The organism is Streptococcus mitis, assembly GCF_008763935.1.
Taxonomy (GTDB): domain Bacteria; phylum Bacillota; class Bacilli; order Lactobacillales; family Streptococcaceae; genus Streptococcus; species Streptococcus mitis_DB.
Genome location: NZ_VTQF01000008.1, coordinates 44,617 through 69,884, shown reverse-complemented (window position 1 = coordinate 69,884; position 25,268 = coordinate 44,617). Strand labels below are relative to the sequence as shown.

The 25,268-nt window shown below is 39.5% G+C and carries 22 protein-coding genes, 1 tRNA gene, 1 pseudogene and 1 riboswitch; of the genes and pseudogenes, 19 read left to right on the top strand and 5 right to left on the bottom strand.

Going from position 1 to position 25,268, the window contains the following annotated elements; genetic code table 11:
* Positions 1 to 2,023, top strand: a pseudogene (locus F9B91_RS10000) (pneumococcal-type histidine triad protein); the annotation flags it as partial.
* 742 nt (positions 2,024 to 2,765) lie between these two features.
* Positions 2,766 to 6,530 (top strand): pneumococcal-type histidine triad protein, encoded by a 3,765-nt coding sequence (locus tag F9B91_RS09995; RefSeq protein ID WP_150923210.1) that lies wholly within the window; start codon positions 2,766 to 2,768, stop codon positions 6,528 to 6,530.
* A 38-nt stretch (positions 6,531 to 6,568) separates the two neighbouring features.
* On the opposite strand, the gene pepT is transcribed toward F9B91_RS09995, so the two are convergent.
* On the bottom strand, positions 6,569 to 7,792 hold the full coding sequence (pepT, locus tag F9B91_RS09990) for a peptidase T (RefSeq protein WP_125454501.1): 1,224 nt from the start codon (positions 7,790 to 7,792) through the stop codon (positions 6,569 to 6,571).
* Positions 7,793 to 7,945: 153 nt separating this feature from the next.
* Between pepT and hemH the strand changes: the two genes are divergently transcribed.
* Positions 7,946 to 9,040, top strand: a complete 1,095-nt coding sequence (hemH, locus tag F9B91_RS09985) for a ferrochelatase (protein WP_150923209.1) — start codon at positions 7,946 to 7,948, stop codon at positions 9,038 to 9,040.
* 41 nt (positions 9,041 to 9,081) lie between these two features.
* Here hemH and mscL read toward each other — a convergent pair whose 3' ends face one another.
* Together mscL and F9B91_RS09975 are read right to left on the bottom strand one after the other, a co-directional pair.
* Complete coding sequence (gene mscL / locus F9B91_RS09980; protein ID WP_000910199.1) at positions 9,082 to 9,462, bottom strand: large conductance mechanosensitive channel protein MscL; 381 nt, start codon at positions 9,460 to 9,462, stop codon at positions 9,082 to 9,084.
* 83 nt (positions 9,463 to 9,545) lie between these two features.
* Positions 9,546 to 9,977: a GtrA family protein gene (locus F9B91_RS09975; RefSeq protein WP_084888067.1), complete on the bottom strand. Its 432-nt coding sequence runs from the start codon at positions 9,975 to 9,977 to the stop codon at positions 9,546 to 9,548.
* A 28-nt stretch (positions 9,978 to 10,005) separates the two neighbouring features.
* Positions 10,006 to 10,103: riboswitch (PreQ1 riboswitch) on the top strand.
* Here F9B91_RS09975 and F9B91_RS09970 point away from each other — a divergent pair.
* The 4 genes from F9B91_RS09970 (at position 10,101) to dapA (ending at position 13,248) form a co-directional block, all read left to right on the top strand.
* Positions 10,101 to 10,610 (top strand): QueT transporter family protein, encoded by a 510-nt coding sequence (locus tag F9B91_RS09970; protein ID WP_084865581.1) that lies wholly within the window; start codon positions 10,101 to 10,103, stop codon positions 10,608 to 10,610. (Overlaps the previous riboswitch by 3 nt.)
* Positions 10,611 to 10,709: 99 nt before the next feature.
* Positions 10,710 to 10,782, top strand: a tRNA-Thr gene (locus F9B91_RS09965).
* A gap of 398 nt (positions 10,783 to 11,180) precedes the next feature.
* Positions 11,181 to 12,257 (top strand): aspartate-semialdehyde dehydrogenase, encoded by a 1,077-nt coding sequence (locus F9B91_RS09960; RefSeq protein ID WP_000542485.1) that lies wholly within the window; start codon positions 11,181 to 11,183, stop codon positions 12,255 to 12,257.
* 55 nt (positions 12,258 to 12,312) lie between these two features.
* Positions 12,313 to 13,248, top strand: a complete 936-nt coding sequence (dapA, locus tag F9B91_RS09955) for a 4-hydroxy-tetrahydrodipicolinate synthase (protein ID WP_150923208.1) — start codon at positions 12,313 to 12,315, stop codon at positions 13,246 to 13,248.
* Positions 13,249 to 13,293: 45 nt separating this feature from the next.
* Here dapA and mnmE read toward each other — a convergent pair whose 3' ends face one another.
* Positions 13,294 to 14,667, bottom strand: coding sequence for a tRNA uridine-5-carboxymethylaminomethyl(34) synthesis GTPase MnmE (gene mnmE, locus F9B91_RS09950; RefSeq protein ID WP_150923207.1), 1,374 nt, complete (start codon positions 14,665 to 14,667; stop codon positions 13,294 to 13,296).
* Between the two features lie 137 nt (positions 14,668 to 14,804).
* Entirely contained in the window at positions 14,805 to 14,987 is a 183-nt protein-coding gene (locus F9B91_RS09945; RefSeq protein ID WP_001117401.1) for a 4-oxalocrotonate tautomerase, read from the bottom strand.
* A 123-nt stretch (positions 14,988 to 15,110) separates the two neighbouring features.
* Between F9B91_RS09945 and F9B91_RS09940 the strand changes: the two genes are divergently transcribed.
* From F9B91_RS09940 to F9B91_RS09885, 12 genes are all read left to right on the top strand, one after another.
* Positions 15,111 to 15,701 (top strand): thymidine kinase, encoded by a 591-nt coding sequence (locus tag F9B91_RS09940; RefSeq protein WP_150923206.1) that lies wholly within the window; start codon positions 15,111 to 15,113, stop codon positions 15,699 to 15,701.
* Positions 15,698 to 16,777, top strand: a complete 1,080-nt coding sequence (gene prfA, locus F9B91_RS09935) for a peptide chain release factor 1 (RefSeq protein ID WP_001028792.1) — start codon at positions 15,698 to 15,700, stop codon at positions 16,775 to 16,777. The genes F9B91_RS09940 and prfA overlap by 4 nt, the downstream gene beginning before the upstream one ends.
* The gene (prmC, locus tag F9B91_RS09930) at positions 16,777 to 17,607 is read left to right on the top strand and encodes a peptide chain release factor N(5)-glutamine methyltransferase (RefSeq protein WP_150923205.1); all 831 of its coding nucleotides are present in this window, start codon (positions 16,777 to 16,779) and stop codon (positions 17,605 to 17,607) included. Before prfA ends, prmC begins: the two co-directional genes overlap by 1 nt.
* Positions 17,597 to 18,199 (top strand): L-threonylcarbamoyladenylate synthase, encoded by a 603-nt coding sequence (locus F9B91_RS09925; RefSeq protein ID WP_150923204.1) that lies wholly within the window; start codon positions 17,597 to 17,599, stop codon positions 18,197 to 18,199. Before prmC ends, F9B91_RS09925 begins: the two co-directional genes overlap by 11 nt.
* Before the next feature lies 1 nt (position 18,200).
* Complete coding sequence (locus F9B91_RS09920) at positions 18,201 to 18,632, top strand: GNAT family N-acetyltransferase (protein ID WP_150923203.1); 432 nt, start codon at positions 18,201 to 18,203, stop codon at positions 18,630 to 18,632.
* Positions 18,633 to 18,693: 61 nt separating this feature from the next.
* Entirely contained in the window at positions 18,694 to 19,950 is a 1,257-nt protein-coding gene (gene glyA / locus F9B91_RS09915) for a serine hydroxymethyltransferase (RefSeq protein WP_150923202.1), read from the top strand.
* 7 nt (positions 19,951 to 19,957) lie between these two features.
* The gene (locus tag F9B91_RS09910) at positions 19,958 to 20,932 is read left to right on the top strand and encodes a nucleoid-associated protein (protein WP_191962441.1); all 975 of its coding nucleotides are present in this window, start codon (positions 19,958 to 19,960) and stop codon (positions 20,930 to 20,932) included.
* Complete coding sequence (gene pmp23 / locus F9B91_RS09905) at positions 20,932 to 21,546, top strand: cell wall hydrolase Pmp23 (RefSeq protein WP_150923200.1); 615 nt, start codon at positions 20,932 to 20,934, stop codon at positions 21,544 to 21,546. Before F9B91_RS09910 ends, pmp23 begins: the two co-directional genes overlap by 1 nt.
* 73 nt (positions 21,547 to 21,619) lie before the next feature.
* A complete protein-coding gene (locus tag F9B91_RS09900; RefSeq protein ID WP_150923199.1) occupies positions 21,620 to 22,594 on the top strand; it encodes a DUF1002 domain-containing protein in 975 nt (324 codons plus the stop codon).
* Positions 22,595 to 22,667: 73 nt separating this feature from the next.
* Complete coding sequence (gene rlmD / locus F9B91_RS09895; RefSeq protein ID WP_150923198.1) at positions 22,668 to 24,029, top strand: 23S rRNA (uracil(1939)-C(5))-methyltransferase RlmD; 1,362 nt, start codon at positions 22,668 to 22,670, stop codon at positions 24,027 to 24,029.
* Between the two features lie 208 nt (positions 24,030 to 24,237).
* Positions 24,238 to 24,411, top strand: a complete 174-nt coding sequence (locus F9B91_RS09890; RefSeq protein WP_150923197.1) for a hypothetical protein — start codon at positions 24,238 to 24,240, stop codon at positions 24,409 to 24,411.
* Positions 24,408 to 25,187, top strand: a complete 780-nt coding sequence (locus tag F9B91_RS09885) for a replication initiator protein A (protein WP_150923196.1) — start codon at positions 24,408 to 24,410, stop codon at positions 25,185 to 25,187. Before F9B91_RS09890 ends, F9B91_RS09885 begins: the two co-directional genes overlap by 4 nt.
* The last annotated feature ends 81 nt before the right edge of the window (positions 25,188 to 25,268 follow it).

The window sequence follows — 25,268 nt, the reverse complement described above, 5'->3', positions numbered from 1 at the left end:
TCCTCATGGGAATCACTTCCACTATATTCCGAAGAGTGATTTGTCTGCCAGTGAATTAGCTGCAGCCCAGGCCTTCTTATCTGGAAAAGGTGGCCAATTAAGTACGGTTGAATATCGTTCAAGCAGAGCTGAAACAAGATCTAGTGTGAGAATGAGTCAATCTGAGGCTCCTCAAGATTCTGCCAAATCTCCTGAAAGTCAAAGTGAGGATTTAGCTAGTCTCCTTCAAGAATTATACGCCTTGCCACTTAGCCAACGTCATGTGGAGTCTGATGGATTAGTATTTGACCCAGCACAGATTACAAAACGTACTGCCAATGGTGTGGCAGTTCCTCACGGAGATCATTTCCATTTCATTCCTTATTCGCAAATGTCTGCCTTGGAAGAAAAATTGGCTCGAAATCTGCCAATTGGAGGTCAGCCAGTTCAAAGTCATTCTAATAATACGAAACCAAGCAGTCCTGAGAGAACAAGTTCAACACCAAGTTCAACCATTAAACCAAACTTTAATCTCAATACGCCGGCACCGAATCGAGCAACTGGAGGTGCCTATACAACGGATGATGGGTATGTCTTTAGTCCGACAGATGTGATTGAAGATACAGGTGACGCTTTTGTTGTACCGCACGGCAATCATTTCCACTATATACCTAAGAGTGATTTGTCTGCAGGAGAATTGGCTGCTGCTCAAGCCTATTGGAATGGTAAACAGTCTCATTCTGCTACAAGTTCAAGTAAACCAAGTAGTGATAATGCTAAACCAACCCAACCAAGTTTGACAGAGACTCCAAACCTGACTGTCACTCCAACTTATCATCAAGACCAAGGGGAAGATATCCCAACACTTTTAAGTGAATTGTATGCCAAACCTTTGTCAGAACGCCATGTGGAATCGGATGGACTAGTCTTTGATCCGGCACAAATCACCAAACGTACAGCTAACGGTGTTGCAGTGCCTCACGGAGACCACTATCACTTTATCCCTTATTCACAAATGTCTGATTTAGAGAAGAAGATTGCTAGAATTATTCCGTTAAAAGGGCAAAATGGATTAAATCAAATTGGTACAGATATTAAACCTTTAGTATCAAAAGAAGTAGTTCATAAGTTCTTAGGACAACCAATCAAAGCTTATGGAAAAGGTTTAGATGGTAAACCTTATGATACGAGTGATGGATACATATTTACCAAAGATTCCATCGATTCTGTTGATAAATCAGGTGTTATTGCCAAACACGGTGATCATTTCCATTATATGGGATATGGTGAATTAGAACAATTCGAATTGGATGAAGTTGCTAAATGGATTCAAGAAACTGGTAAAAATCCCGATGACATCGTTTCTTCAGTTCACTCAGATGAGAAGGAAAGACCAAAGTTTGATTATAAAAAAGTAACTAGTAAAGTTTCTAGAAATAGTAAAGTTGGTTATATAATTAATGAAGGTGGTAAAGATTATTTTTATTCACGTGAAGAACTCGATCTTACTCAAATAGCTTTTTCTGAGCAGGAACTAATGCTTAAAGATAAAGATAATTATCGTTATGATATTGTAGAAACAGAAATTAAACCAAGATTAGCTGTTGATGTATCTAGCTTGCCTATGCATGCAGCCAATACTACGTATGATACTGGAACTTCCTTCATTATTCCGCATATCGATCACATTCACGTCGTACCTTATTCTTGGTTAAATAGTGAGCAAATAGCAACTATAAAATATGTAATGCAACATCCTGATGTGCGTCCTGAAGTTTGGTCAAAACCAGGTCATGATGATGCTGGATCTGTTATTGCTAATGTAACTCCTCTTGAAAAACGTCCTGGAATGAAGAACTGGCAAATTATCCATTCTGCGGAAGAAGTTCAGAAAGCACTTAAAGAAGGCAAGTTTGCAACTCCTGATGGATATATTTTTGATCCTCAGGATGTATTGGCAAAGGGAACCTATATTTGGGCAGATAAATCTTTCAGTATTCCAAAAGCTAGTGGTGATTCATTGAGAAGTATCAATCAGTCTGATTTATCAGATAAAGAGTGGAAACAAGCTCAAGAGTTGATAGCTAAAAGAAATGAAGAAAAAGAAACAACAAATGATTCTTCTAATTCACATCTAGTTTCTTCAGATAAGAAATCGGAAACAAAGAAAGATGCAACGGATTCAAACAAAGTTGATGAACAACCAAAGGATAATAAATCTCAAAATGAGGCAGATGCGACTAGCAGCAATCCTTCAGTCGAAAAAGTTGGTGAAGAAGAAAAATCACATGCAGAAAATAAAGAAGATGATTATGATGATATACCAGATTATGGATTAGATAAGGATACTTTAAAAAATCATATAAATCAAATAGCACAAATTGCTCAAATTGATTCTAAATATCTTATTTTTTCATCAGAAGGAGTTCAGTTTTATAATAAGAATGGGGATTTAGTAACCTATGATATTAAAACTCTTAAGCAAATAAAACCTTAGAATATTTTGACTAATGAGCATCTAGTTGAAAGGATATTGTTCTATTATTGGATAGAATAATGTCCTTTTATTTGTTAATAAAAAGATGAAATTTCCTGTCTAAAAAATGAAGAAAGGATTCTTAAAGTAATAATTTTATTCTCTTTCACTAAAAATCTTGACAGTTAAGCTTAAAAAAGGTAAACTATTTACTGGTTAATTAATTGGTTAAATAACCAGTTTAAAAAAACTGTTTAACCGAGAAAAAGAAGTTAAGAAAAGCTTCATCATTTATTGAAATGAGGGATTTATGAAATTCAGTAAAAAATATATAGCAGCTGGATCAGCTGTTATCGTATCCTTGAGTCTTTGTGCTTATGCACTGAACCAGCATCGATCGCAGGAAAATAAGGACAATAATCGTGTCTCTTATGTGGATGGTAGCCAGTCAAGTCAGAAAACTGAAAACCTGACACCAGATCAGGTCAGTCAAAAAGAAGGAATTCAGGCTGAGCAAATTGTCATCAAAATTACAGATCAGGGCTATGTAACGTCACACGGTGATCACTATCATTACTATAATGGTAAAGTTCCTTATGATGCCCTCTTTAGTGAAGAACTTCTGATGAAGGATCCAAACTATCAACTTAAGGACGGAGATATTGTCAATGAGGTCAAGGGTGGCTATATCATCAAGGTCGATGGAAAATATTATGTCTACCTGAAAGATGCAGCTCATGCTGATAATGTTCGAACCAAGGATGAAATCAATCGTCAAAAACAAGAACATGTCAAAGATAATGAGAAGGTCAGCTCAGATGTTGCTGTAGCAAGATCTCAGGGACGCTATACGACAGATGATGGCTATGTCTTTAATCCAGCTGATATTATCGAAGATACGGGTGATGCTTATATCGTTCCTCATGGAGGTCACTATCACTATATTCCAAAAAGTGATTTGTCTTCTAGTGAGTTAGCAGCAGCAAAAGCTCATTTAGCTGGCAAAAATACGCAACCAAGTCAGTTAAGCTATTCTTCAACAGCTAGTGATAATGACACGCAATCTGTAGCACAAGGCTCAACTAGCAAGCCAGCGAATAAAGCTGAAAATCTCCAAAGTCTTTTGAAAGAACTCTATGATTCACCTAGTGACCAACGTTACAGTGAATCAGACGGTCTGGTTTTTGACCCTGCTAAGATTATCAGCCGTACGCCAAATGGAGTTGCGATTCCGCATGGCGATCATTATCACTTTATTCCTTACAGCAAGCTCTCTCCTTTAGAAGAAAAGATTGCTAGAATGGTGCCTATCGGTGGAACTGGTTCTACGGTCTCTACAAATGAAAAACCTCATGGAGTAGCGTCTAGTCTAGGAAGTCTTCCAAGCAGTCCATCTACTTTGAATCATCCTTCCTTGCTTACAAATAAGGCTATCTCTTCAACATCTGATGGTTATATCTTTAATTCTAAAGATATTGTCGAAGAAACTGCTACAGCTTATATTGTAAGACATGGCGATCATTTCCATTACATTCCTAAGGCGAACCAAATTGGTCAACCGACTCTTCCAAACAATGGCCTAACAACACCTTCGCCATCTCTTCCAGTCAATCCAGGAAATTCACATGATGAACATGAAGAAGGTGGACACGGCTTTGATGCCAATCGTATTATTGCTGAAGATGAAGCAGGATTTATCATGAGTCACGGCGACCATAATCATTACTTCTTCAAGAAGGATTTGACTGCTGATCAAATCAAGGCAGCGCAAGACCACTTGAAAGGGGCAAATACAGCAACACCAAATCCAGCTCATGATGACGATCACGATGAAGATCATCATGGACACCATCATGATGAAGACCATGATCACGGTTTTGACGCTAATCGTGTCATCAGTGAGGATGAAGCAGGATTTATCATGAGTCACGGCGACCATAATCATTACTTCTTCAAGAAGGATTTGACTGCTGATCAAATCAAGGCAGCGCAAGACCACTTGAAAGGGGCAAATACAGCAACACCAAATCCAGCTCATGATGACGATCACGATGAAGATCATCATGGACACCATCATGATGAAGACCATGATCACGGTTTTGATGCCGATCGTGTCATCAGTGAGGATGAGCAAGGTTTTGTCATGAGTCACGGCGACCATAATCATTACTTTTTCAAGAAAGACTTGACAGCAGACCAAATTAAGGCTGCACAAAACCATTTGAAAACACATCATGATGCAGAGCCTGTAAAACCTCTTGCTAAAACGGTAGAGTCTTTCTCAAGAGATGCTAGCGATGAAGAAAAGATTGCTTATATTTCGAAGACCTACGGTGTTCCACTTGAAGCGATTAGAATTTCAAACGGCTTCTTTGTCTTTGGAAATCCAGACCAAGCCTACGATCCAACTCATATCCACCCATATGCTGTTCGTAAGGAACATGTGCGTCTTCCGCTACAAACTGGCAATCCAGAACTTGATTTCCTAAATGAACTCTATACCACTGCTTTGCGAGATGGTGTGTCTCCTTATAGCTTACAGGTAGAAAATGGTAGTTTTGTGATTCCTCATGGCGATCACAATCACTACATCAAGGTTCAAACTAAGGGATATGAAGTGGCTTTGAAAAACAAGATTCCAGCCCTACAATCCAATTATCAACCTGGAGCTTTTGATGAGAAGGCAGTCTTGGAAAAAGTAGATCAACTTCTAGCTGATAGCAGAAGTATCTATAAAGACAAGCCTATTGAACAAAGACAGATTGAGTTAGCTTTAGGCCAGTTTACTGAAAGCATGAAGAAACTGGCAACTAACTCTACAGCAGGTTATCTTGCAACCCTTGATCTCTTTGATAAGCAATATATCCATATTGATGAAAGTGTCAAACCTGTTGAAACCAGTGCTCTAGATAAGAAATATCAGGCCTTGATTGATAAAATCAATACTCTGGATACAGACACTTTTGGACTTCCTAAGAAAGACCTTCTCGTTCGACTTCAAGAAGCTAAATTGGCTAAAGATGAGGCTGCTTTAGCAGCCGTTGAATCACAACTTCAAGCCTTGCAAGACTTTAATGATCGAACAGGTGTTACAACTGTAGAATACATCAAGTTTTTCTACGAACACGTAAATGACGGTCGTTTGAATGATGAACTTCGAAACAAAGTGGCTCAGTTGACTTGGACCTTGTATCAATCTCAATCCTTCCTAAAGGCAGCAGAATTGAACAAATTATTCCCAAGCATCTATCAGGCAAAACAAGAAGTGGAAGAAGCTTTGAAAGCTCAGCCAACTACTGCTAAATCGACTCAGACAGTTCTAGATACTGAAAAAGTTGATAATCAAAGTGCCAAGACAGCTATTTATGGCTTCTTGAAAGAATTGTACGGAGACTTTATGCCTGAAGAACATGTCAATCATGTTAGCAAGGAAGAAGTAGAAAGCCGCTTGAGCAAGGCAAATCAACTCTTGGAACAAATCCAAGAAGAAGGAATCAGACAATCCTTGGCAGAAGAAGTAGAAAATCTCAAAGTTGCTACAAACAAGGCTGATGCAGACTTGGATGAAGTAAATAGTCAGGTAAAAGATGTCTTGACTCGTATCGCTAGCGCCCTTCAACAAGAGAAGGAAAATGCTGAGCAAGATCCTCAGACACTTGTACTCTATCAAAAACTTTATGATATCCTCATGTCACTTCACGCTTACTTAGAAAACAATAAGGGTTCTGATGCAGACTTTGATAAAGTAGATGCATTACTAGATCAACTTTCTGCTAAGAGTAAAGATAAAGCCGCTTTACTTGAATTGACAAAAGCTATTCTAGTCTTGAATCAAGAAATCAAGTCAAAATCAAGTGCGAGTGAAGAAGCAACTCCAGCAACAAAAGCTGAATCGAATGCTGATAGCACAAGTGCAGAGAATCAACCAAATGTAGCTACAGAATCTAACAGTGAAACTGCAAGCGACGAAAACAAACCGAGCAACACAACAGATTCTAAACCTGCTGAACCAGCTTCAGAAAAGGAAACAACAGAATCTACAATAAGTACTGGAAATCAAGAAAAACCAGCATAATAAAAAGAAAGGCGAAGTAGCTGAGCTACCTCGTCTTTTTAGTCTTTATAAGCTACGATACCAATAATGGTATCAACTGCACGTTCCATTGTCTGAAGGCTGACGTATTCAAAACGTCCGTGCATATTTTCTCCTCCTGCAAAGATATTAGGAGTTGGGATTCCCATAAAGGAAATCTTAGAGCCGTCTGTCCCTCCACGGATTGGTTCGATTATAGGAGTGATCCCCAAATCTTCCATAACGGCTTTAGCAACGGTAACTGGAGTCATGTCTTTTTCAATTACTTCTTTCATATTGTAGTACTGGTCTGTCAAGTTTAGGGTGACACGGTCGCTACTAAGTTCTTGATTCATCTTATCAGCGATTGACTGCATAGCTGCTTTACGCGCTTCAAAGGCATCTTTTTCAAAATCACGAATGATGTAGCTTGCACGCGCCTCCTCGACACTACCTGTCACATCCATTAGATGGTAGAAGCCTTGGTAACCTTCAGTTAACTCAGGTCTGTCATTCTCTGGAAGTTGATTGTGAAAATCAATTGCTAGCTGAAGGGCATTGACCATCTGACCTTTGGCGGTACCAGGGTGGACATTGCGTCCTTGGAAATGCAATTCAGCACCCGCTGCTGAAAAGGTCTCGTACTGAAGTTCACCTAGTGGGCCACCATCAACTGTGTAGGCAAAATCAACATCAAAATCTTCTGCATCAAATTTATTAGCACCAACACCGATTTCTTCATCTGGACCAAAACCAACACGAATCTCACAGTGTTTGATTTCAGGGTGAGCAGTTAGATATTCAATAGCAGTCATAATTTCAGCAATCCCTGACTTGTCATCAGCACCTAGCAAGGTTGTTCCATCGGTTGTGATGAGCGTTTGTCCTGGATATTTCTCAAGACTCTTAAAGTCAGCTGAATCGAGTTTGAAACCAGAATTCCCTAGTTCAATCACACCACCATCGTAGTTTTCAATTACCTGTGGATTGACTCCTTCGGCATTAAAGTCAGCAGTATCCATGTGAGATATAAAGCCAATTTTTCGTGTTAAAGATGGATCATTGGCTGGCAAGGTCCCAATTGCAAAACCATTTGGTAGATAATAAACATTTTGTAGTCCAACACGTTTCATTTCAGGAATAAGAACATTTGTAGCAAAATCTACCTGACTCTGCGTACTTGGAGTAGTAGTAGAGTGTTCATCAGAGCGCGTGTTGACCTTAACGTAGGTCAAGAAGCGGTCCAAGAGATTTGGATAAGTCATAAAAAACTCCTTTTGAATTCATTTTTTCCATTGTATCATAGAAAAGAGAGAAAAACAAAAGACAGAAGTTAGGGAAATTCGCTATGTTGGCGTTTACTTATTAATGGATAAATGATAAAATAAACTTGATAAAAATATCACAAGGAAGCGATTATGAAAAAAGCAATTTTAATGATGACTTTCGGTTCGCCAGAAGAGATTACCTTTGAAGGTGTGGCTGATTTTTTCACAAATATTCGTCGTGGAGTGAGACCTCAAGACCACGAAATTCAGATTCTCTATGATAATTATGTACGAATTGGCGGCACGCCTCTGCAAAAAATTACCCGAGAAGAGGTTGCCTTGGTAGAAGCTAGGCTGGGGAATGAGTATAGTGTTTATTTTGCTAATAAGTTTTCTAGACCCTTTATCCCAGATGTAATAGGTCAGATGGAAGCAGACGGAATCGAGCAGTGTATTTGCTTGATTTTGGAGCCCCATTATTCTTTTTACTCTGTCATGGGATACGAGAAATTTTTAGAAAGCAAACAAATTAAATTTTTAGTTATCAAGGACTGGTATCAAGAAGAAGCGCTCTTAAACTATTGGGCAGATGAAATTGCTAAGATTTTAAAAGAAGAAGTAAAGCAGGATAGCTTTAAAGTCATCTTTTCAGCCCATAGTGTGCCCATTTTTGCCTTGGATTTTGGTGACCCCTATATCGACCAAATTTTCGAAAATAGCAAGCTAGTCGCTGAAAAACTAGGTTTGAGTTCTGAGCAATATACTAATACTTGGCAAAGTGAAAGTGATATCGGTATTCCATGGATTAAACCAGATGTTTTAGAGTATCTCAGAGAACGGAAAGAACATCCAGACCATTATATTTTTGTACCTATTAGTTTTATTAGTGAGCACATTGAAGTCTTGTTTGACAACGATGTGGAATGTTATGACTTGTGTCAGGAATTGGGGGTGAACTATCATCGTCCACCAATGCCAAATACAGATTCTCGTTTGATTGATGCCTTGGTTAATACAGTCAGAGCTAATGAACATCAAGAATTTAAGGAATTTCTCCCAGAAGAAGAAACCTTTGATGAGTTAGTTCCTTCAGATGAAACTAAAAATATCTTGGCCGAATCTCAAGATTTACAAATGCCAGAATTTGTAAAAAAATTGATTGAGAAAAAAGGTCGTGAAAATGTTAAGATGCCTTATCTTATTAAGAAAATGCTTGAGAAAGCAGGCAAGTTACCGAAAGAGTAAAGAAAAAAGGATTTAGCTTTGTGCTAGATCCTTTTAATCGATTATTTTTTCTCAAGAAGAGCTTTGATTTCTTGAAGTACTTCCAATTCAGTTGGTCCAGCTGGAGCTTCTTCAACAGTTTCTTCTTTCTTAGTAAGGCTTTGGGCTTTTTCCATAGCTTTAATAACGAAGAAGAGAACAGTACCTACAACAAGGAAGTTGATAATAGCACTCAAGAATTTACCATATGTAACACCATTCCATGCAAGCTCAGCGATGTTTTGTACTTTCGCAGCTTCCAAGGCTGGGTTCAATAGTAGAGGAGTGATGATATCATTTACAAATGAAGTAACGATTGCACCAAAAGCAGAGGCAATGATCACACCGACAGCAAGGTCAACAACATTACCACGAAGCAAAAATGCTTTAAGATCTTTTAACATTTTCATAATTCCTTTCCAAAATTTTTACTCTTGATTATATATTAATTAAGAAGTTCTTGCAAGCTATATGTTTAAAATTTTTCTTATTTTTTAAAAATAAATACCTTACTAAAAATGTAATTGAGGATAATTATCAAGAATTGTGAAATAACGGTTTCAATACTATTAACCTTGTCTATATTATTATTTACAAATTGCCCGATAATATTAGGAAACTGAGTTACAAAGATAAAAGTTAAAAACAAGTCTAAAAGAAAAGTAGAAAGACGTGCTATAGTAAATTTTACTAAACGAATTGACCAATTCTCTCTAGCTTGCTTAAAGACAAGCCTATCATTTGTAATAAATGCAAATAGGATACCGATACTATTTGCTAGTCCAGTAGCAAGGAGTTCTCTATGAGTTAGTTGATAAATGACTAATCTAGATAGAATGGAGACAAGAGTAGTTGCTATTCCAAAAAAAAGATAGGCTAAGAGCTCATTCACGAAGAGACTTTCAATGCGTTTTTTCATGCTTTAAGTATAGCATAAAGCAGGCTATTGTGCTATACTAGTAAGGTTGAATAAAGCAACCCTTGGTGCTTAGCTTCTTTCACCAAGCATATTACACGCGGATAATCCGCTAAAGGAGAAAAGATGAAAAAATTAACTATTCGTGATGTTGCAGATATCGCAATCGTCGCTGCTATCTATGTCGTTTTGACTGTCACACCGCCCCTAAATGCCATTAGCTATGGTGCTTATCAGTTCCGTATTTCAGAAATGATGAACTTTATGGCTTTTTACAATCCTAAGTACATCATCGGAGTTACTATCGGTTGTATGATTGCTAATTTCTTTAGCTTCGGACCGCTAGATGTCTTTGTTGGTGGTGGATCAACCTTAGTATTCCTCAGTCTAGGTGTTTGGCTTTTTGCAAAATATAGCAAGGATTACCTCTTTAACGGATTGATTCGAAAAGATCATTTCTTCTTTTCAATCCTCTTTTCAATTTCTATGTTTACTATCGCTGCCGAGTTGAATATCGTAGCGCAATTACCATTTTTCCTTACTTGGTTCACAACAGGGATTGGTGAATTTGCTTCATTAATTATTGGTGCGATTATCATTGGTAAAATTGGTCGTCGAATTGATTTAAGCAAATAGAAGAAGATAAGCTAGGTGGCTCTTACCTGGCTTTTTCTTATGGAAAATTTCTAAGGAAACTTGACAAGATTTTCTAACTATAGTATACTTTTTAAGTAAGCTGATTTAGCTCAGTTGGCAGAGCGCATCCATGGTAAGGATGAGGTCGCCGGTTCAATCCCGGCAATTAGCATAAAATAGACAGAAAAGCCCTTGATTTACAAGGGTTTTTGTTATGTATTTGTTATGTATGCATCAAATGTTTCAAAGATATTTCTATTCAGCTGTGTAAATGAAACTAAAAAGTTTCGTCTGTTGACAAAAGTCATTCTCTTTAGTAGAATAGTAGATGCGATGAGTCGATAGGTAGTCTTCGGACTACTATTGAGCATAAGGAGGTCATAACGCAGGAGCGGACCTTGATGAGTTGTGTGAACCTGCTCATCACATGAAGATGCCTCTTAGTCCCTAGTCTAGCGACTGGGGATTTTTATTTTCCAAAAAATGATGAAAAAGCTTTGCAATTCATGGAAAAAGTAGTATAATACTTCTATTATAGAAATTTTTAGAAAATTCCGAAAGAGGTTATTTATGGGATATACAGTTGCTGTAGTCGGCGCGACAGGTGCTGTCGGAGCTCAGATGATAAAAATGTTGGAAGAATCAACACTTCCAATCGATAAAATTCGTTACCTTGCTTCTGCACGTTCAGCAGGCAAGACTTTGAAATTTAAAGATCAAGATATTACGATTGAAGAAACGACTGAAACAGCTTTTGAAGGAATTGACATTGCTCTCTTTTCGGCAGGTGGTTCTACATCAGCTAAGTATGCACCATACGCAGTAAAAGCTGGCGCGGTAGTAGTAGATAATACATCTTACTTCCGTCAAAATCCAGATGTTCCTTTGGTTGTTCCAGAGGTCAATGCTCATGCACTTGATGCCCACCACGGGATTATTGCCTGCCCTAACTGTTCAACAATCCAAATGATGGTAGCTCTTGAGCCAGTTCGCCAAAAATGGGGATTGGACCGTATCATTGTTTCAACTTACCAAGCAGTTTCAGGTGCTGGTATGGGAGCAATTCTTGAGACACAACGTGAACTTCGTGAAGTTTTGAATGATGGAGTGAAACCACGTGATTTACATGCTGAAATCTTGCCTTCAGGTGGGGATAAGAAACATTATCCTATCGCCTTCAATGCTCTTCCACAAATTGATATCTTCACTGACAATGATTACACTTACGAAGAGATGAAGATGACTAAAGAAACTAAGAAAATTATGGAAGATGACAGCATTGCAGTATCTGCAACATGTGTACGTATTCCAGTCTTGTCAGCTCACTCTGAGTCTGTTTACATCGAAACAAAAGAAGTGGCTCCAATCGAAGAAGTAAAAGCAGCTATCGCAGCCTTCCCAGGTGCTGTCCTTGAAGATGATGTCGCTCATCAAATTTATCCTCAAGCTATCAATGCAGTGGGTTCACGTGATACCTTTGTTGGTCGTATCCGTAAAGACTTGGATGCTGAAAAAGGAATCCACATGTGGGTTGTTTCAGATAACCTTCTTAAAGGTGCTGCTTGGAACTCAGTTCAGATTGCTGAAACTCTTCATGAACGTGGCTTGGTTCGTCCAACAGCTGAATTGAAATTTGAATTAAAATAGTCATATCGTTTAGGAGTTCAGATGAACTCCTTCTTTGAAATAGAGAGGTGTTTTCATGTCTTATCAAGATTTAAAAGAGTGTAAAATCATCACAGCCTTTATTACCCCCTTCCATGAGGATGGTTCCATCAATTTTGATGCCATTCCAGCCTTAATTGAGCATTTATTAGCGCATCATACGGATGGAATTCTTCTCGCAGGGACCACTGCTGAGAGTCCAACCTTGACCCATGATGAGGAGTTGGAACTGTTTGCGGCTGTACAAAAGATTGTCAATGGACGTGTGCCTTTGATTGCGGGTGTGGGTACCAATGATACGCGTGACTCTATCGAGTTTGTCAAAGAAGTAGCAGAATTTGGTGGTTTCGCAGCTGGGCTTGCTATTGTTCCTTACTACAACAAACCTTCTCAAGAAGGGATGTATCAGCACTTTAAAGCCATTGCAGATGCTTCTGACCTGCCAATTATTATCTATAACATTCCAGGGCGTGTAGTTGTTGAATTGACTCCAGAAACTATGCTTCGTTTGGCTAACCATCCAAATATTATTGGTGTCAAAGAATGTACTAGCTTGGCTAATATGGCTTACTTGATTGAACACAAGCCTGAAGAATTCTTGATTTATACAGGTGAGGATGGAGATGCTTTCCATGCCATGAACCTTGGTGCTGACGGGGTTATTTCTGTTGCATCCCATACAAATGGGGATGAAATGCACGAGATGTTTACTGCCATTGCAGAAAGTGATATGAAGACAGCTGCAGCTATTCAACGCAAGTTCATTCCTAAAGTTAATGCTCTCTTCTCTTATCCAAGTCCTGCTCCAGTTAAGGCCGTTCTTAACTATATGGGATTTGAAGCTGGACCAACTCGTCTACCTCTTGTTCCAGCACCAGAAGAAGATGCCAAACGCATTATCAAGGTTGTTGTAGATGGTGACTACGAAGCGACTAAGGCAACTGTAACAGGTGTCTTAAGACCAGATTACTAATAATTACAATAAAATCCATGACCGAAACAACGATCATGGATTTTCCTATTTTCCTAAACAGAATTGGCTAAAAAGTTGGGTAATGAGTTCATCTGGTGCAGCATCCCCAGTGATTTCTCCGAGGATTTCCCAAGTACGAGTCAAGTCAACTTGAAGCAAGTCAACTGGCATACCTAGTTCCAGCCCTTCATTAACAGCTTGTAGGCTTTCAACGGCCTTCTCAATCAAGGAAATATGACGGGTATTTGACAAGTAAGTTGCGTCTTGCTCAACCAAACCAGCATTTTCAAAGAAGAGGTTGTTAATACGTTCTTCAATCTTATCAATATTTTGGTTTTTAAGGACTGAAATACGAATAACGTCTTCAGGTAGTTCCGAAGTTTCAATCGCTTCAGGCAGGTCGGTTTTATTAAGAAGAATAATACGGTTTGTATCTTGGCTAATCTCAAGAAGTTGTCGGTCTTGGGCAGTTAAGGGCTCGCTAGCGTTTAGTACTAGCAGAACCAAGTCAGCTTCCTTAAGAGCTTTTTTCGAACGCTCAACACCGATTTGTTCAACGATATCATCCGTTTCACGAATACCAGCTGTGTCAATCAATTTTAGAGGAACACCATTGATGTTGACGTATTCTTCGATGACATCTCGAGTTGTACCAGCAATATCGGTTACGATTGCCTTGTCTTCACGCAAGAGGTTGTTGAGAAGGCTTGATTTCCCAACATTGGGGCGTCCGATGATAGCAGTGGAAATTCCTTCACGGAGGATTTTGCCACGACGTGCTGTTCGAAGAAGATTAGTTAGTAATTGCTCAAACTCCATAGTCTTCTCACGGACAACAGCAGTAGTGGCTTCCTCAACATCGTCGTACTCAGGATAATCAATATTGACCTCGACTTGGGCAAGTGTATTGAGGATTTCTTGACGGGTATTATTGATAAGATTAGAAAGGGAACCATCTAATTGTTTGACCGCAATATTCATGGCCTTGTCTGTCTTGGCGCGGATGATATCCATGACCGCCTCAGCCTGAGTCAAGTCCACACGTCCATTTAGAAAGGCACGTTTGGTAAATTCACCAGGTTCAGCCAATCGAGCTCCTTCACGGATAGCTAGCTGGAGAATCTCATTGGTCACCGCAATCCCACCGTGGGTGTTAATCTCGATAATATCCTCACGAGTGAAGGTCTTTGGAGACTTCATAGCTCCAACCATAACCTCGTCCATGACTTTTCCTGTCTGAGGGTCAACGATGTGACCGTAGTTAAGTGTATGGCTAGCAACCTGACTCAAGTCTTTTCCTTTAAAAATCTTTTGCGCAATAGCAAAACTCTCTGTTCCGCTCAGGCGGACAATACCAATAGCCCCTTCACCTAATGGAGTAGAGATAGCAGCGATGGTATCAAATTCACGTGTAATCATAATGTTTCCTTTAATAAATAGCTCTTTTCTTGGAAATTTTTCCAAGTCTCTTTTCAAATTGTAACAAATTTGAACTATTTCTTCAATGGATGCTACTTGGAGATTGAAAAAGCCTAAGCAATTCTGCTTAAGCTAGATTATTTGGTGCGCATTTCACCTTGAGGGAAGTAAGTTCCTTCTGGCATGTCGTTGATGATGACATGGACAGCAGATTGAGGTGCTCCAGTGTTACGGACAACAGCTTCCGTCACTTCCTTAGCAAGAGCTTTCTTTTGCTCGAGCGTGCGTCCTTCAAATAAATCGATGCGTACAAATGGCATAATAGCTTCCTCCACTAGTTTTTGATTTCTTCTATTTTACCACATTTTGCCGTTTAAAGCTTAAGAAAATTATGATATACTAGAATGTAGCAAAAATTTAGAAATGGACGTGAAGTAAGAAACATGGCACAGTTGTATTATCGTTATGGGACCATGAACTCTGGTAAGACGATTGAGATTCTCAAGGTGGCCTATAACTATGAGGAGCAAGGAAAAGGTGTTGTGATTATGACCTCGGCTCTGGATACGCGTGACGGTGTTGGCTATGTGTCGAGCCGAATCGGTATGAAACGCCCTGCTCTTGCGATTGAGGAGTCGACGGATATCTTTGGCTATATCCGAGATTTACCAGAAAAACCTTACTGTGTGTTGGTCGATGAAGCCCAGTTTCTCAAGCGTCACCATGTTTACGACCTAGCTCGTGTTGTTGATGAGTTAGACATACCTGTCATGGCTTTTGGCTTGAAAAATGATTTTCGCAATGAACTGTTCGAAGGTTCCAAGTATCTCTTGCTCTTAGCAGACAAGATTGATGAGATTAAGACCATTTGCCAGTATTGTAAGAAAAAGGCGACTATGGTTTTGCGAACACAGGATGGATTACCCGTTTACGATGGAGAACAGATCCAGATTGGTGGTAATGAAACCTATATCTCAGTTTGCCGTAAACATTATTTTGCCCCTGAAATCAATAAGGAGAATGAAGAAAAATGAACATCTATGATCAACTACAAGCTGTAGAAGACCGTTATGAAGAATTAGGAGAGTTGCTCAGTGACCCAGATGTAGTTTCGGACACCAAGCGTTTCATGGATCTTTCCAAAGAAGAGGCTTCTACTCGTGATACGGTAACAGCCTACCGTGAGTATAAACAAGTCCTTCAAAACATCGTTGACGCTGAAGAAATGATTAAGGAATCAGGCGGAGATGCGGACTTGGAAGAAATGGCCAAGCAAGAACTCAAAGATGCCAAGGCTGAAAAAGAAGAATACGAAGAAAAACTCAAAATTTTGCTCCTTCCAAAAGATCCAAACGATGACAAGAATATCATCCTTGAAATCCGTGGAGCAGCTGGTGGAGATGAAGCAGCACTTTTTGCTGGGGATTTGCTAACCATGTATCAAAAGTATGCGGAAGCCCAAGGCTGGCGCTTTGAAGTTATGGAAGCCTCTATGAATGGTGTCGGTGGTTTCAAAGAAGTGGTTGCCATGGTTTCAGGTCAATCTGTTTACTCTAAACTCAAGTACGAATCAGGTGCCCATCGTGTGCAACGTGTCCCTGTGACAGAAAGCCAAGGTCGTGTCCATACATCAACTGCCACAGTTCTTGTCATGCCTGAAGTCGAAGAAGTAGAATACGATATTGATCCAAAAGACCTTCGTGTCGACATCTATCATGCATCAGGTGCTGGTGGACAGAACGTCAACAAGGTTGCGACTGCCGTTCGTATCGTTCACTTGCCAACCAATATCAAGGTTGAGATGCAGGAAGAACGTACCCAGCAGAAAAACCGTGAAAAAGCCATGAAAATCATCCGTGCGCGTGTTGCTGACCACTTCGCACAAATTGCACAAGATGAACAAGATGCTGAGCGTAAGTCGACTATTGGTACTGGTGACCGTTCAGAACGGATTCGTACTTATAACTTCCCACAAAACCGTGTCACAGACCACCGTATTGGCTTAACCCTCCAAAAACTAGATACGATTTTGTCTGGTAAATTGGATGAAGTTGTGGATGCCTTGGTGCTCTATGACCAAACGCAAAAATTAGAAGAATTAAATAAATAATGAAATTAGCTCAATTATTTTCAGATTTTGAAGAAGAGTTGATAAGACAAGGAGAGGAAGCTGAAAGCCTCTCTTTTGTCTATCGTAGCCTGAAAAATCTATCTTTTACGGACTTTGTTTTTGCCCTCCAGCAGGAAGTGACGGAAGAGGAAGAAGTATTTGTAAAAGGAATTTTCCAACAGTTAGCAGCTCATAAACCGGCACAGTACATCATTGGACAGGCAGATTTTTATGGAATGCAGTTAAAAGTTGATGAGCGAGTATTGATCCCTCGTCCAGAAACAGAGGAGTTGGTGGAGCTTATCCTGACTGAAAATCCTGAGACGAATCTATCAGTTCTAGATATTGGAACAGGTAGTGGAGCTATTGCTCTCGCTCTAGCAAAAAATAGACCAGATTGGTCAGTGACAGCAGCAGATATTTCCCAAGATGCTTTAGATGTAGCTAACGAAAATGCTAAAAAGCAAAATCTTCAAATATTTTTAAAAAAATCTGACTGTTTTACAGAAATTTCTGAAAAATATGATATAATTGTTTCCAATCCACCCTATATCTCTCGTGAAGATGAGTCAGAGGTAAGCTTGAATGTTTTGCTTTCTGAACCTCATCTAGCTCTCTTTGCAGACGAGGATGGCCTAGCTATTTACCGTAGAATTGCGGAAGATGCAAAGTACCATCTCAAGGATGGTGGTAAGATTTACCTCGAAGTTGGATACAAGCAAGGTCAAAGTGTTCCTGAGCTTTTTAGGAAATACCTTCCTGAAAAAAGAGTACGAACGCTCAAGGACCAGTTTGGTCAAGATAGGATGGTTGTAATTGATGATGGATAGGATTAGACAAGAGTTGGAAAATGGTGGAGCGGTCGTTCTGCCTACTGAGACAGTTTACGGTCTCTTTGCCAATGCTCTAGACGAAAAAGCAGTTGATCATGTATACCAGCTCAAACGTCGTCCAAGAGACAAGGCTCTTAACCTCAATATCGCCTCTCTAGAGGACATCTTGCACTTTTCTAAGAATCAGCCAACTTATCTACAAAAACTTGTAGAGACCTTTTTACCAGGTCCCTTAACCATCATTCTCGAAGCCAATGACCGAGTTCCCTATTGGGTCAATTCTGACCTTGCAACTGTTGGATTTCGGATACCCAGTCACCCCTTTACCCTTGATTTGATTCGAGAGACAGGTCCCTTGATTGGGCCGTCTGCTAATATCTCAGGTCAGGCAAGTGGAGTGACCTTTAATCAAATTCTAGAGGATTTTGACCAAGAGGTTCTGGGTCTGGAAGACGATGCTTTTCTAACTGGACAGGATTCGACTATTTTGGATTTGTCTGGAGACAAGGTGAAAATCTTACGCCAAGGGGCGATTAAGCGAGAAGATATTCTTGCTCGGTTGCCAGAGATTTCTTTTGAGGAGGAATGAGATGCTAAGAAATTTAAGAGAAACTGATGTGAAAGCCATTTGTGAAATTAACCAAGAAGCTTTGGGCTATTCTTTTAGTCAAGAGGAGACAGCTAGTCAACTAGCTATACTGTCTCAGGATTCCCATCATTTCCTACTTGGCTATGAGGATGAAGCTAGTCATGCCTTGCTTGGATATGTACACGCTGAGGTCTATGAATCACTTTATTCTAAAGCAGGATTTAATATTTTAGCTTTAGCAGTTTTACCTCAAGCGCAAGGTCAAGGTATCGGTAAAAGTTTACTGCAAGGGTTGGAGCAAGAAGTAAAAAGACGCGGCTATGGGTTTATCCGCTTAAACTCTGCCGATCATCGTCTGGGTGCTCATGCATTTTATAAAAAAGTTGGTTATACTTGTGATAAAATGCAGAAACGGTTTATTCGCATCTTTTAGTTTAATTTTCTTATAAGATAATTAAACTAATGGACTAGTCACACAATAAAGGAGAAGACCTATGATTTTTGACAAAGATGATTTTAAAGCATATGATGCTGATCTCTGGAATGCTATTGCCAAAGAAGAAGAACGCCAACAAAATAATATCGAGTTGATTGCTTCGGAAAACGTAGTTTCCAAGGCTGTTATGGCAGCTCAAGGGTCTATCTTGACGAATAAATACGCCGAAGGCTACCCAGGTCGCCGTTATTATGGTGGAACAGATGTAGTAGACGTGGTAGAATCTCTAGCCATTGAACGCGCAAAAGAAATTTTCGGTGCAAAATTTGCCAATGTACAACCTCACTCAGGAAGCCAGGCCAACTGTGCGGCTTACATGGCCTTGATTGAGCCAGGTGATACGGTTATGGGGATGGATTTGGCAGCAGGTGGACACTTGACCCACGGAGCTCCTGTCAGCTTCTCTGGTCAAACCTACAACTTTGTGTCTTATAGTGTTGACCCTGAAACGGAACTCTTGGACTTTGATGCTATCTTGAAACAAGCCCAAGAAGTAAAACCAAAACTAATCGTAGCTGGTGCTTCAGCCTATTCTCAAATTATCGACTTTTCAAAATTCCGTGAAATTGCTGATGCTGTTGGCGCTAAGCTTATGGTGGATATGGCCCATATCGCTGGTTTGGTTGCTGCTGGTCTACATCCAAGCCCAGTACCATACGCTCATATCACTACAACAACGACCCACAAAACCCTTCGTGGACCACGTGGTGGTTTGATTTTGACCAATGATGAAGACTTAGCTAAGAAAATCAATTCAGCTATTTTCCCAGGTATTCAGGGCGGTCCTTTGGAGCATGTTGTTGCTGCTAAGGCAGTTTCCTTCAAAGAAGTTTTGGATCCAGCCTTCAAGGAATATGCTGCCAATGTTATCAAAAACAGCAAGGCTATGGTAGAAGTCTTCTTGCAAGATCCTGATTTCCGTATCATTTCTGGTGGGACTGAAAACCACCTCTTCCTAGTTGATGTGACTAAAGTTGTAGAAAACGGAAAAGTTGCTCAAAACTTGCTGGATGAAGTCAATATTACCCTAAATAAAAACTCAATCCCTTACGAAATCTTGTCACCATTTAAGACAAGTGGAATTCGTATCGGATCTGCAGCCATTACTGCACGTGGATTTGGTGAAGAAGAAAGTCGCAAAGTGGCTGAACTCATCATTAAAGCCCTTAAGAATGCAGAAAATGAGGCTGTCTTAGAAGAAGTGAGAAGTGCAGTCAAAGGATTGACAGATGCCTTCCCATTATACGAGGACTAAAACTTTTATGGATATTTATATTAAGAAAGCCATTATCCATCAGTTTAGCCCGGATGATACCGAGCTGTTCCTAGCGGATAAGCTTCTCAATATTACTCCAAAAATCGAAGAATACCTGCGTAGAAAAATTGAACGTGTGTATTCAGATGAAGCCAAGACTGGGATTTTCGAGGAAGAAAATCCCTTCTTCAATCATATTACAGACGATTTGTTGGAGACATCAGTAACACTGGTTAATCTCTGGAAAGAAGAGTTCAGTATTTCTGAAAACCTCAAGACCAATGACTTGATTTTTGTGCAATTTTCTAAAGAAGGTGTAGAACATTTCGCTTTCTTGCGAATTGCACTGCGTGAGACCCTGACTCACCTCGGAGGAGAAGTTGATAATCCAATCAAGCTGACTCAGAATAACCTGCCTGGATTTGGAACAGGAGCTGATGAGGCCTTGGTAGTCAATCTCCAGAGTCGCAAGTATCATCTGATTGAAAAACGAATCAAGTACAACGGGACTTTCTTGAACTATTTTTCAGACAATCTCCTTGCCGTAGCCCCTAAGATTTCACCTAAGAAATCCATCAAGGAGCTGGAAAAAACAGCCCAGAGAATTGCTGAATCTTTTAATACAGATGATTTTCAATTTCAATCCAAGGTAAAATCAGCGATTTTTAATAACCTGGAAGAAAGCAATGAATTATCGCCTGAGAAATTGGCCAACGACCTTTTTGATAACAACCTGACGGCTCGTTTGAGCTTTATTGATCAAGTCAAGGAAGCTGTACCAGAGCCTGTTCAATTTGATGAAATTGATGCCAGTGGCCAATTAAAGAAATTTGAAAACCAAAAACTCTCCTTGTCAAATGGAATTGAGCTCATCGTTCCCAATAACGTCTATCAAGACGCCGAGTCTGTTGAGTTTATCCAAAACGACAATGGAACCTACTCTATCTTAATCAAAAATATCGAGGATATCCAAAGTAAATAATGTTTAAACGAATTCGAAGAGTGCTTGTACTAGCAGTCTTCCTTTTTGCTGGCTATAAAGCTTACCGCGTTCACCAAGATGTCAAGCAAGTCATGACCTATCAACCCATGGTGCGAGAAATCTTGAGTGAAAAAGACACCCCAGCAAACGAAGAGCTTGTGCTCGCTATGATTTATACCGAAACCAAAGGAAAAGAAGGCGATGTTATGCAGTCTAGTGAGTCTGCTAGTGGTTCAACCAATACCATCAATGATAACGCCTCTAGCATTCGGCAAGGCGTTCAAACTCTGACAGATAATCTCTATCTAGCCCAGAAGCAGGGTGTTGATGTCTGGACGGCTGTTCAAGCCTATAATTTTGGACCTGCCTATATCGATTTTATCGCCCAAAATGGTAAGGAAAACACCCTAGCACTGGCCAAACAGTACTCTCGTGATACTGTTGCTCCCTTGCTTGGTAACACCACTGGAAAGACTTATAGTTATATTCACCCCATTTCCATTTTTCATGGAGCCGAACTCTATGTAAATGGAGGAAACTATTATTATTCTAGACAGGTGCAACTCAACCTTTACATCATCAAATGTTTTACTCTCTTTTCGACATCTGGCTAGTCCAGGTGTTTTTGTTATAAGTTTTCTTTAAGATAGATATATTACTCTAGAAAGGTAAAGGAGGAAATTCCCTATGAGAAAGAAACTCTTTCTGACCAGTGCTGCGGTCTTGTGGGCAGTAACAGCTATGAATAGTGTCCATGCAGCAACAGATGTTCAAAAAGTCATCGATGAAACCTATGTCCAACCTGAATATGTCCTAGGTTCATCATTGTCTGAAGACCAAAAAAATCAAACCCTTAAAAAACTAGGCTACAATGCCTCAACAGACACCAAAGAACTCAAGACCATGACACCTGATGTCTATTCTAAGATTATGAATGTGGCCAATGACTCTAGCTTACAATTGTATTCATCAGCCAAGATTCAAAAACTAGGTGACAAATCACCACTTGAGGTCAAGATTGAAACACCAGAAAACATTACTAAGGTGACTCAGGATATGTACCGAAATGCAGCCGTAACTTTGGGTGTGGAACACGCCAAAATCACTGTAGCAGCCCCTATTCCAGTTACAGGTGAAAGTGCCTTAGCCGGAATTTACTATTCGCTAGAGGCTAACGGAGCCAAGGTACCACAAGCCAACAAAGAGTTGGCTCAAGAAGAGTTGAAGGCTTTGTCAGATATCAATGCTGAAAACAAGGATAAAACTGGCTATGATGCCAATAAATTAAATGTTGCCCTAGCTGATATCAAATCAGGACTTGCCAAAGCTAAAGAAAGCAAGGGAAATCTTACAGAGGAAGATGTCCGTAAAATTGTTGAAGATACCTTGAAAAATTACAAACTCGATCAGGTGATAACAGGAAACCAGATCAATATCATCATCAACTTTGCTTTGAATCTCTCAAAGAGTGATATCCTCAGCAATGCAGACTTCACTAAAACCTTGAATGACCTTAAACAAAGTATTGTTTCACAAGCTGGCGACAGTTTTAAAAATATCAACCTTAACTTTGATGCTGATAAGGCACTAGAAGAAGGTGGTAACTTCTTAAGCTCCCTCTGGCAAGCCATTGTCAACTTCTTCAAGAGTTTTGGTTCTTAAGAAATTTCATGGTATAATAGATGGTAACCGTAACGTTGCCGTCTTTTTTGTCGGCCAATAGAAAGAGAAGAGAATGTTAAAGAAAAATGATATTGTAGAAGTTGAAATTGTTGATTTGACCCACGAAGGTTCAGGTGTGGCCAAGGTAAATGGTTTGGTATTTTTTGTTGAGAATGCTTTACCGAGTGAAAAAATCCTCATGCGAGTCCTCAAGGTTAATAAAAAGATTGGCTTTGGGAAAGTGGAAGAATACCTTGTCCAGTCGCCACACCGTAATCAAGATCTAGATCTGGCTTACCTGCGTTCAGGAATTGCGGATCTAGGTCATCTTGCCTATCCAGAGCAGCTCAAGTTTAAAACCAAGCAAGTTAAGGACAGTCTATACAAGATTGCTGGCATTACAGATATAGAGGTTGCTGAAACGCTTGGCATGGAAAATCCAGTTAAGTACCGCAACAAAGCACAGGTCCCTGTTCGTCGAGTCAATGGTGTCTTGGAAACTGGATTTTTTCGTAAGAATTCTCATGACCTCATGCCACTGGAAGATTTCTTTATCCAAGATCCTGTGATTGACGAGGTAGTGGTAGCTCTACGCGACTTGCTCCGTCGTTATGATTTGAAACCTTATGATGAAAATGAACAAGCTGGCTTGATTCGAAATCTTGTGGTGCGTCGCGGACACTATTCAGGACAAATCATGATTATTTTGGTAACCACTCGTCCCAAAATTTTTCGAGTGGAGCAATTGATGGAGCAACTAATCAAGCAGTTCCCAGAGATTGTGTCTGTTATGCAAAATATCAACGACCAAAATACCAATGCGATTTTTGGTAAGGAGTGGCGTACGCTTTACGGACAAGATTTTATCACTGACAAAATGCTTGGCAATGACTACCAAATCTCTGGACCAGCCTTTTACCAAGTCAATACTGAAATGGCTGAAAAACTCTATCAAACAGCTATTGACTTTGCAGCATTAAAATCAGATGATATGGTCATTGATGCCTATTCTGGTATCGGAACTATTGGCCTATCTGTTGCGAAACATGTCAAGGAAGTTTATGGTGTTGAAGTGATTGCAGAAGCGGTTGAGAATAGCAAAAAGAATGCTCAGCTGAACAATATTTCAAACGCCCACTATGTCTGTGACACAGCTGAAAATGCTATGAAGAATTGGCTCAAGGAAGGAATTCAACCAACCGTTATTCTAGTGGACCCACCAAGAAAAGGCCTCACTGAGAGTTTTATCAAGGCAAGTAGTCAAACAGGAGCAGACCGCATCGCCTATATCTCATGCAATGTTGCTACTATGGCGCGTGATATCAAACTCTACCAAGAATTGGGATATGAATTGAAGAAAGTCCAACCGGTGGATCTTTTTCCACAAACACATCATGTGGAGTGTGTAGTGTTGCTACAACGAAAAAAAGGGTGAAAATCCTTGATTTTAAGCTATTTTACAAGCATTTTGTCTTTGTAGATAAAGGCAATTTTGACGTCAGAAAAGTCCTAAAAAGGCACATAGATGTATATGTATTTGTAGATGTCGTTTGCGCATCGGAAAAATGAATACAACAATAAATATTTATCTAAAGAGAGAACAATTGTATATTGTTCTCCTTTTTTTATTTTCAGGAGGAAAAATGACAAAAGAATTACAATCATCACGCTATATTGTCATTTCATTTTTAGTACGTGAAATGGGAATAGATATTGTTGAGGCCATATCTCTTATAGTTGAATTAGAAAAAAGTGGCTTGGTTCGATTGAAATCAAGTGGAGATTTAATACTCAAAGAACTTGGAGGAGCGCTATGAAACGAATTACCGCAAATCAATACCAAACTTCAGAACGGTATTATAAATTACCTAAAATTCTTTTTGAGGATGAGAAATATATGGATATGAAACTAGAAGTAAAGGTGGCTTATTCTATTTTAAAAGATCGTTTAGAATTATCTCTCAGTCGTGGTTGGGTAGATGAAGAAGGAGCAGTCTATTTAGTATTTTCTAATTCTAAACTGATGAGGCTGTTAGGTTGTTCGAAGTCAAAATTACTGTCTATCAAAAAAATTCTTAAAGAATATGACTTAATTGATGAAGTTCAACAGTCTTCAAGTGAGAAAGGGAGACTTGCTAATAAGATTTATTTAGGAGAATTGTCTTCTACCCCAGTAGGTAATTCAAACAGGCCTAGTGTTAAAAAAAGACTAGGGCAGGTTGAAAATGAAACGCCCCCCGTCTCTTATTCAGCCCCTAGTGAGACTGAAGTTAGTGAGACTAAATATAGTGAGACTGAATCTTTATTTATTGAGGATGAGGAAGAAAGGAATTCTCAACCTATTTTGAGAAGAAAAGTAGAAAAGGTCACAAAATATGATCGAGATTACATTTGGGGATTGGTACAGGATCAATTTAGACGAGAAGGTTTTTCTGAAACAGCCAGTGAAATTGCTATGACTGATTTTGAGAGAATCTATCAGTATGCTCTTGACAATGTTCGCTTTGTTAGACGAGCGGAAGTTTTGGCTGAATTTGTGTTTAACGGCTTGTATTCTGTTTGGAATAACCGTGTTAGAAAAGGAGGTGGTTAAAATGTCGCCAATCGAGTGGATATTAGTTATGCTCATTGTCATTTCAAGTGGTGTGACACTTTGGACATTGATAGTTGATCA

Bases quoted from the DNA above. Each gene is read 5' to 3' on its own strand.
- F9B91_RS09995 (WP_150923210.1), top strand. From the start codon at position 2,766: ATGAAATTCAGTAAAAAATATATAGCAGCTGGATCAGCTGTTATCGTA.
- pepT (WP_125454501.1), bottom strand. From the start codon at position 7,792: ATGACTTATCCAAATCTCTTGGACCGCTTCTTGACCTACGTTAAGGTC.
- hemH (WP_150923209.1), top strand. From the start codon at position 7,946: ATGAAAAAAGCAATTTTAATGATGACTTTCGGTTCGCCAGAAGAGATT.
- mscL (WP_000910199.1), bottom strand. From the start codon at position 9,462: ATGTTAAAAGATCTTAAAGCATTTTTGCTTCGTGGTAATGTTGTTGAC.
- F9B91_RS09975 (WP_084888067.1), bottom strand. From the start codon at position 9,977: ATGAAAAAACGCATTGAAAGTCTCTTCGTGAATGAGCTCTTAGCCTAT.
- F9B91_RS09970 (WP_084865581.1), top strand. From the start codon at position 10,101: ATGAAAAAATTAACTATTCGTGATGTTGCAGATATCGCAATCGTCGCT.
- F9B91_RS09960 (WP_000542485.1), top strand. From the start codon at position 11,181: ATGGGATATACAGTTGCTGTAGTCGGCGCGACAGGTGCTGTCGGAGCT.
- dapA (WP_150923208.1), top strand. From the start codon at position 12,313: ATGTCTTATCAAGATTTAAAAGAGTGTAAAATCATCACAGCCTTTATT.
- mnmE (WP_150923207.1), bottom strand. From the start codon at position 14,667: ATGATTACACGTGAATTTGATACCATCGCTGCTATCTCTACTCCATTA.
- F9B91_RS09945 (WP_001117401.1), bottom strand. From the start codon at position 14,987: ATGCCATTTGTACGCATCGATTTATTTGAAGGACGCACGCTCGAGCAA.
- F9B91_RS09940 (WP_150923206.1), top strand. From the start codon at position 15,111: ATGGCACAGTTGTATTATCGTTATGGGACCATGAACTCTGGTAAGACG.
- prfA (WP_001028792.1), top strand. From the start codon at position 15,698: ATGAACATCTATGATCAACTACAAGCTGTAGAAGACCGTTATGAAGAA.
- prmC (WP_150923205.1), top strand. From the start codon at position 16,777: ATGAAATTAGCTCAATTATTTTCAGATTTTGAAGAAGAGTTGATAAGA.
- F9B91_RS09925 (WP_150923204.1), top strand. From the start codon at position 17,597: ATGATGGATAGGATTAGACAAGAGTTGGAAAATGGTGGAGCGGTCGTT.
- F9B91_RS09920 (WP_150923203.1), top strand. From the start codon at position 18,201: ATGCTAAGAAATTTAAGAGAAACTGATGTGAAAGCCATTTGTGAAATT.
- glyA (WP_150923202.1), top strand. From the start codon at position 18,694: ATGATTTTTGACAAAGATGATTTTAAAGCATATGATGCTGATCTCTGG.
- F9B91_RS09910 (WP_191962441.1), top strand. From the start codon at position 19,958: ATGGATATTTATATTAAGAAAGCCATTATCCATCAGTTTAGCCCGGAT.
- pmp23 (WP_150923200.1), top strand. From the start codon at position 20,932: ATGTTTAAACGAATTCGAAGAGTGCTTGTACTAGCAGTCTTCCTTTTT.
- F9B91_RS09900 (WP_150923199.1), top strand. From the start codon at position 21,620: ATGAGAAAGAAACTCTTTCTGACCAGTGCTGCGGTCTTGTGGGCAGTA.
- rlmD (WP_150923198.1), top strand. From the start codon at position 22,668: ATGTTAAAGAAAAATGATATTGTAGAAGTTGAAATTGTTGATTTGACC.
- F9B91_RS09890 (WP_150923197.1), top strand. From the start codon at position 24,238: ATGACAAAAGAATTACAATCATCACGCTATATTGTCATTTCATTTTTA.
- F9B91_RS09885 (WP_150923196.1), top strand. From the start codon at position 24,408: ATGAAACGAATTACCGCAAATCAATACCAAACTTCAGAACGGTATTAT.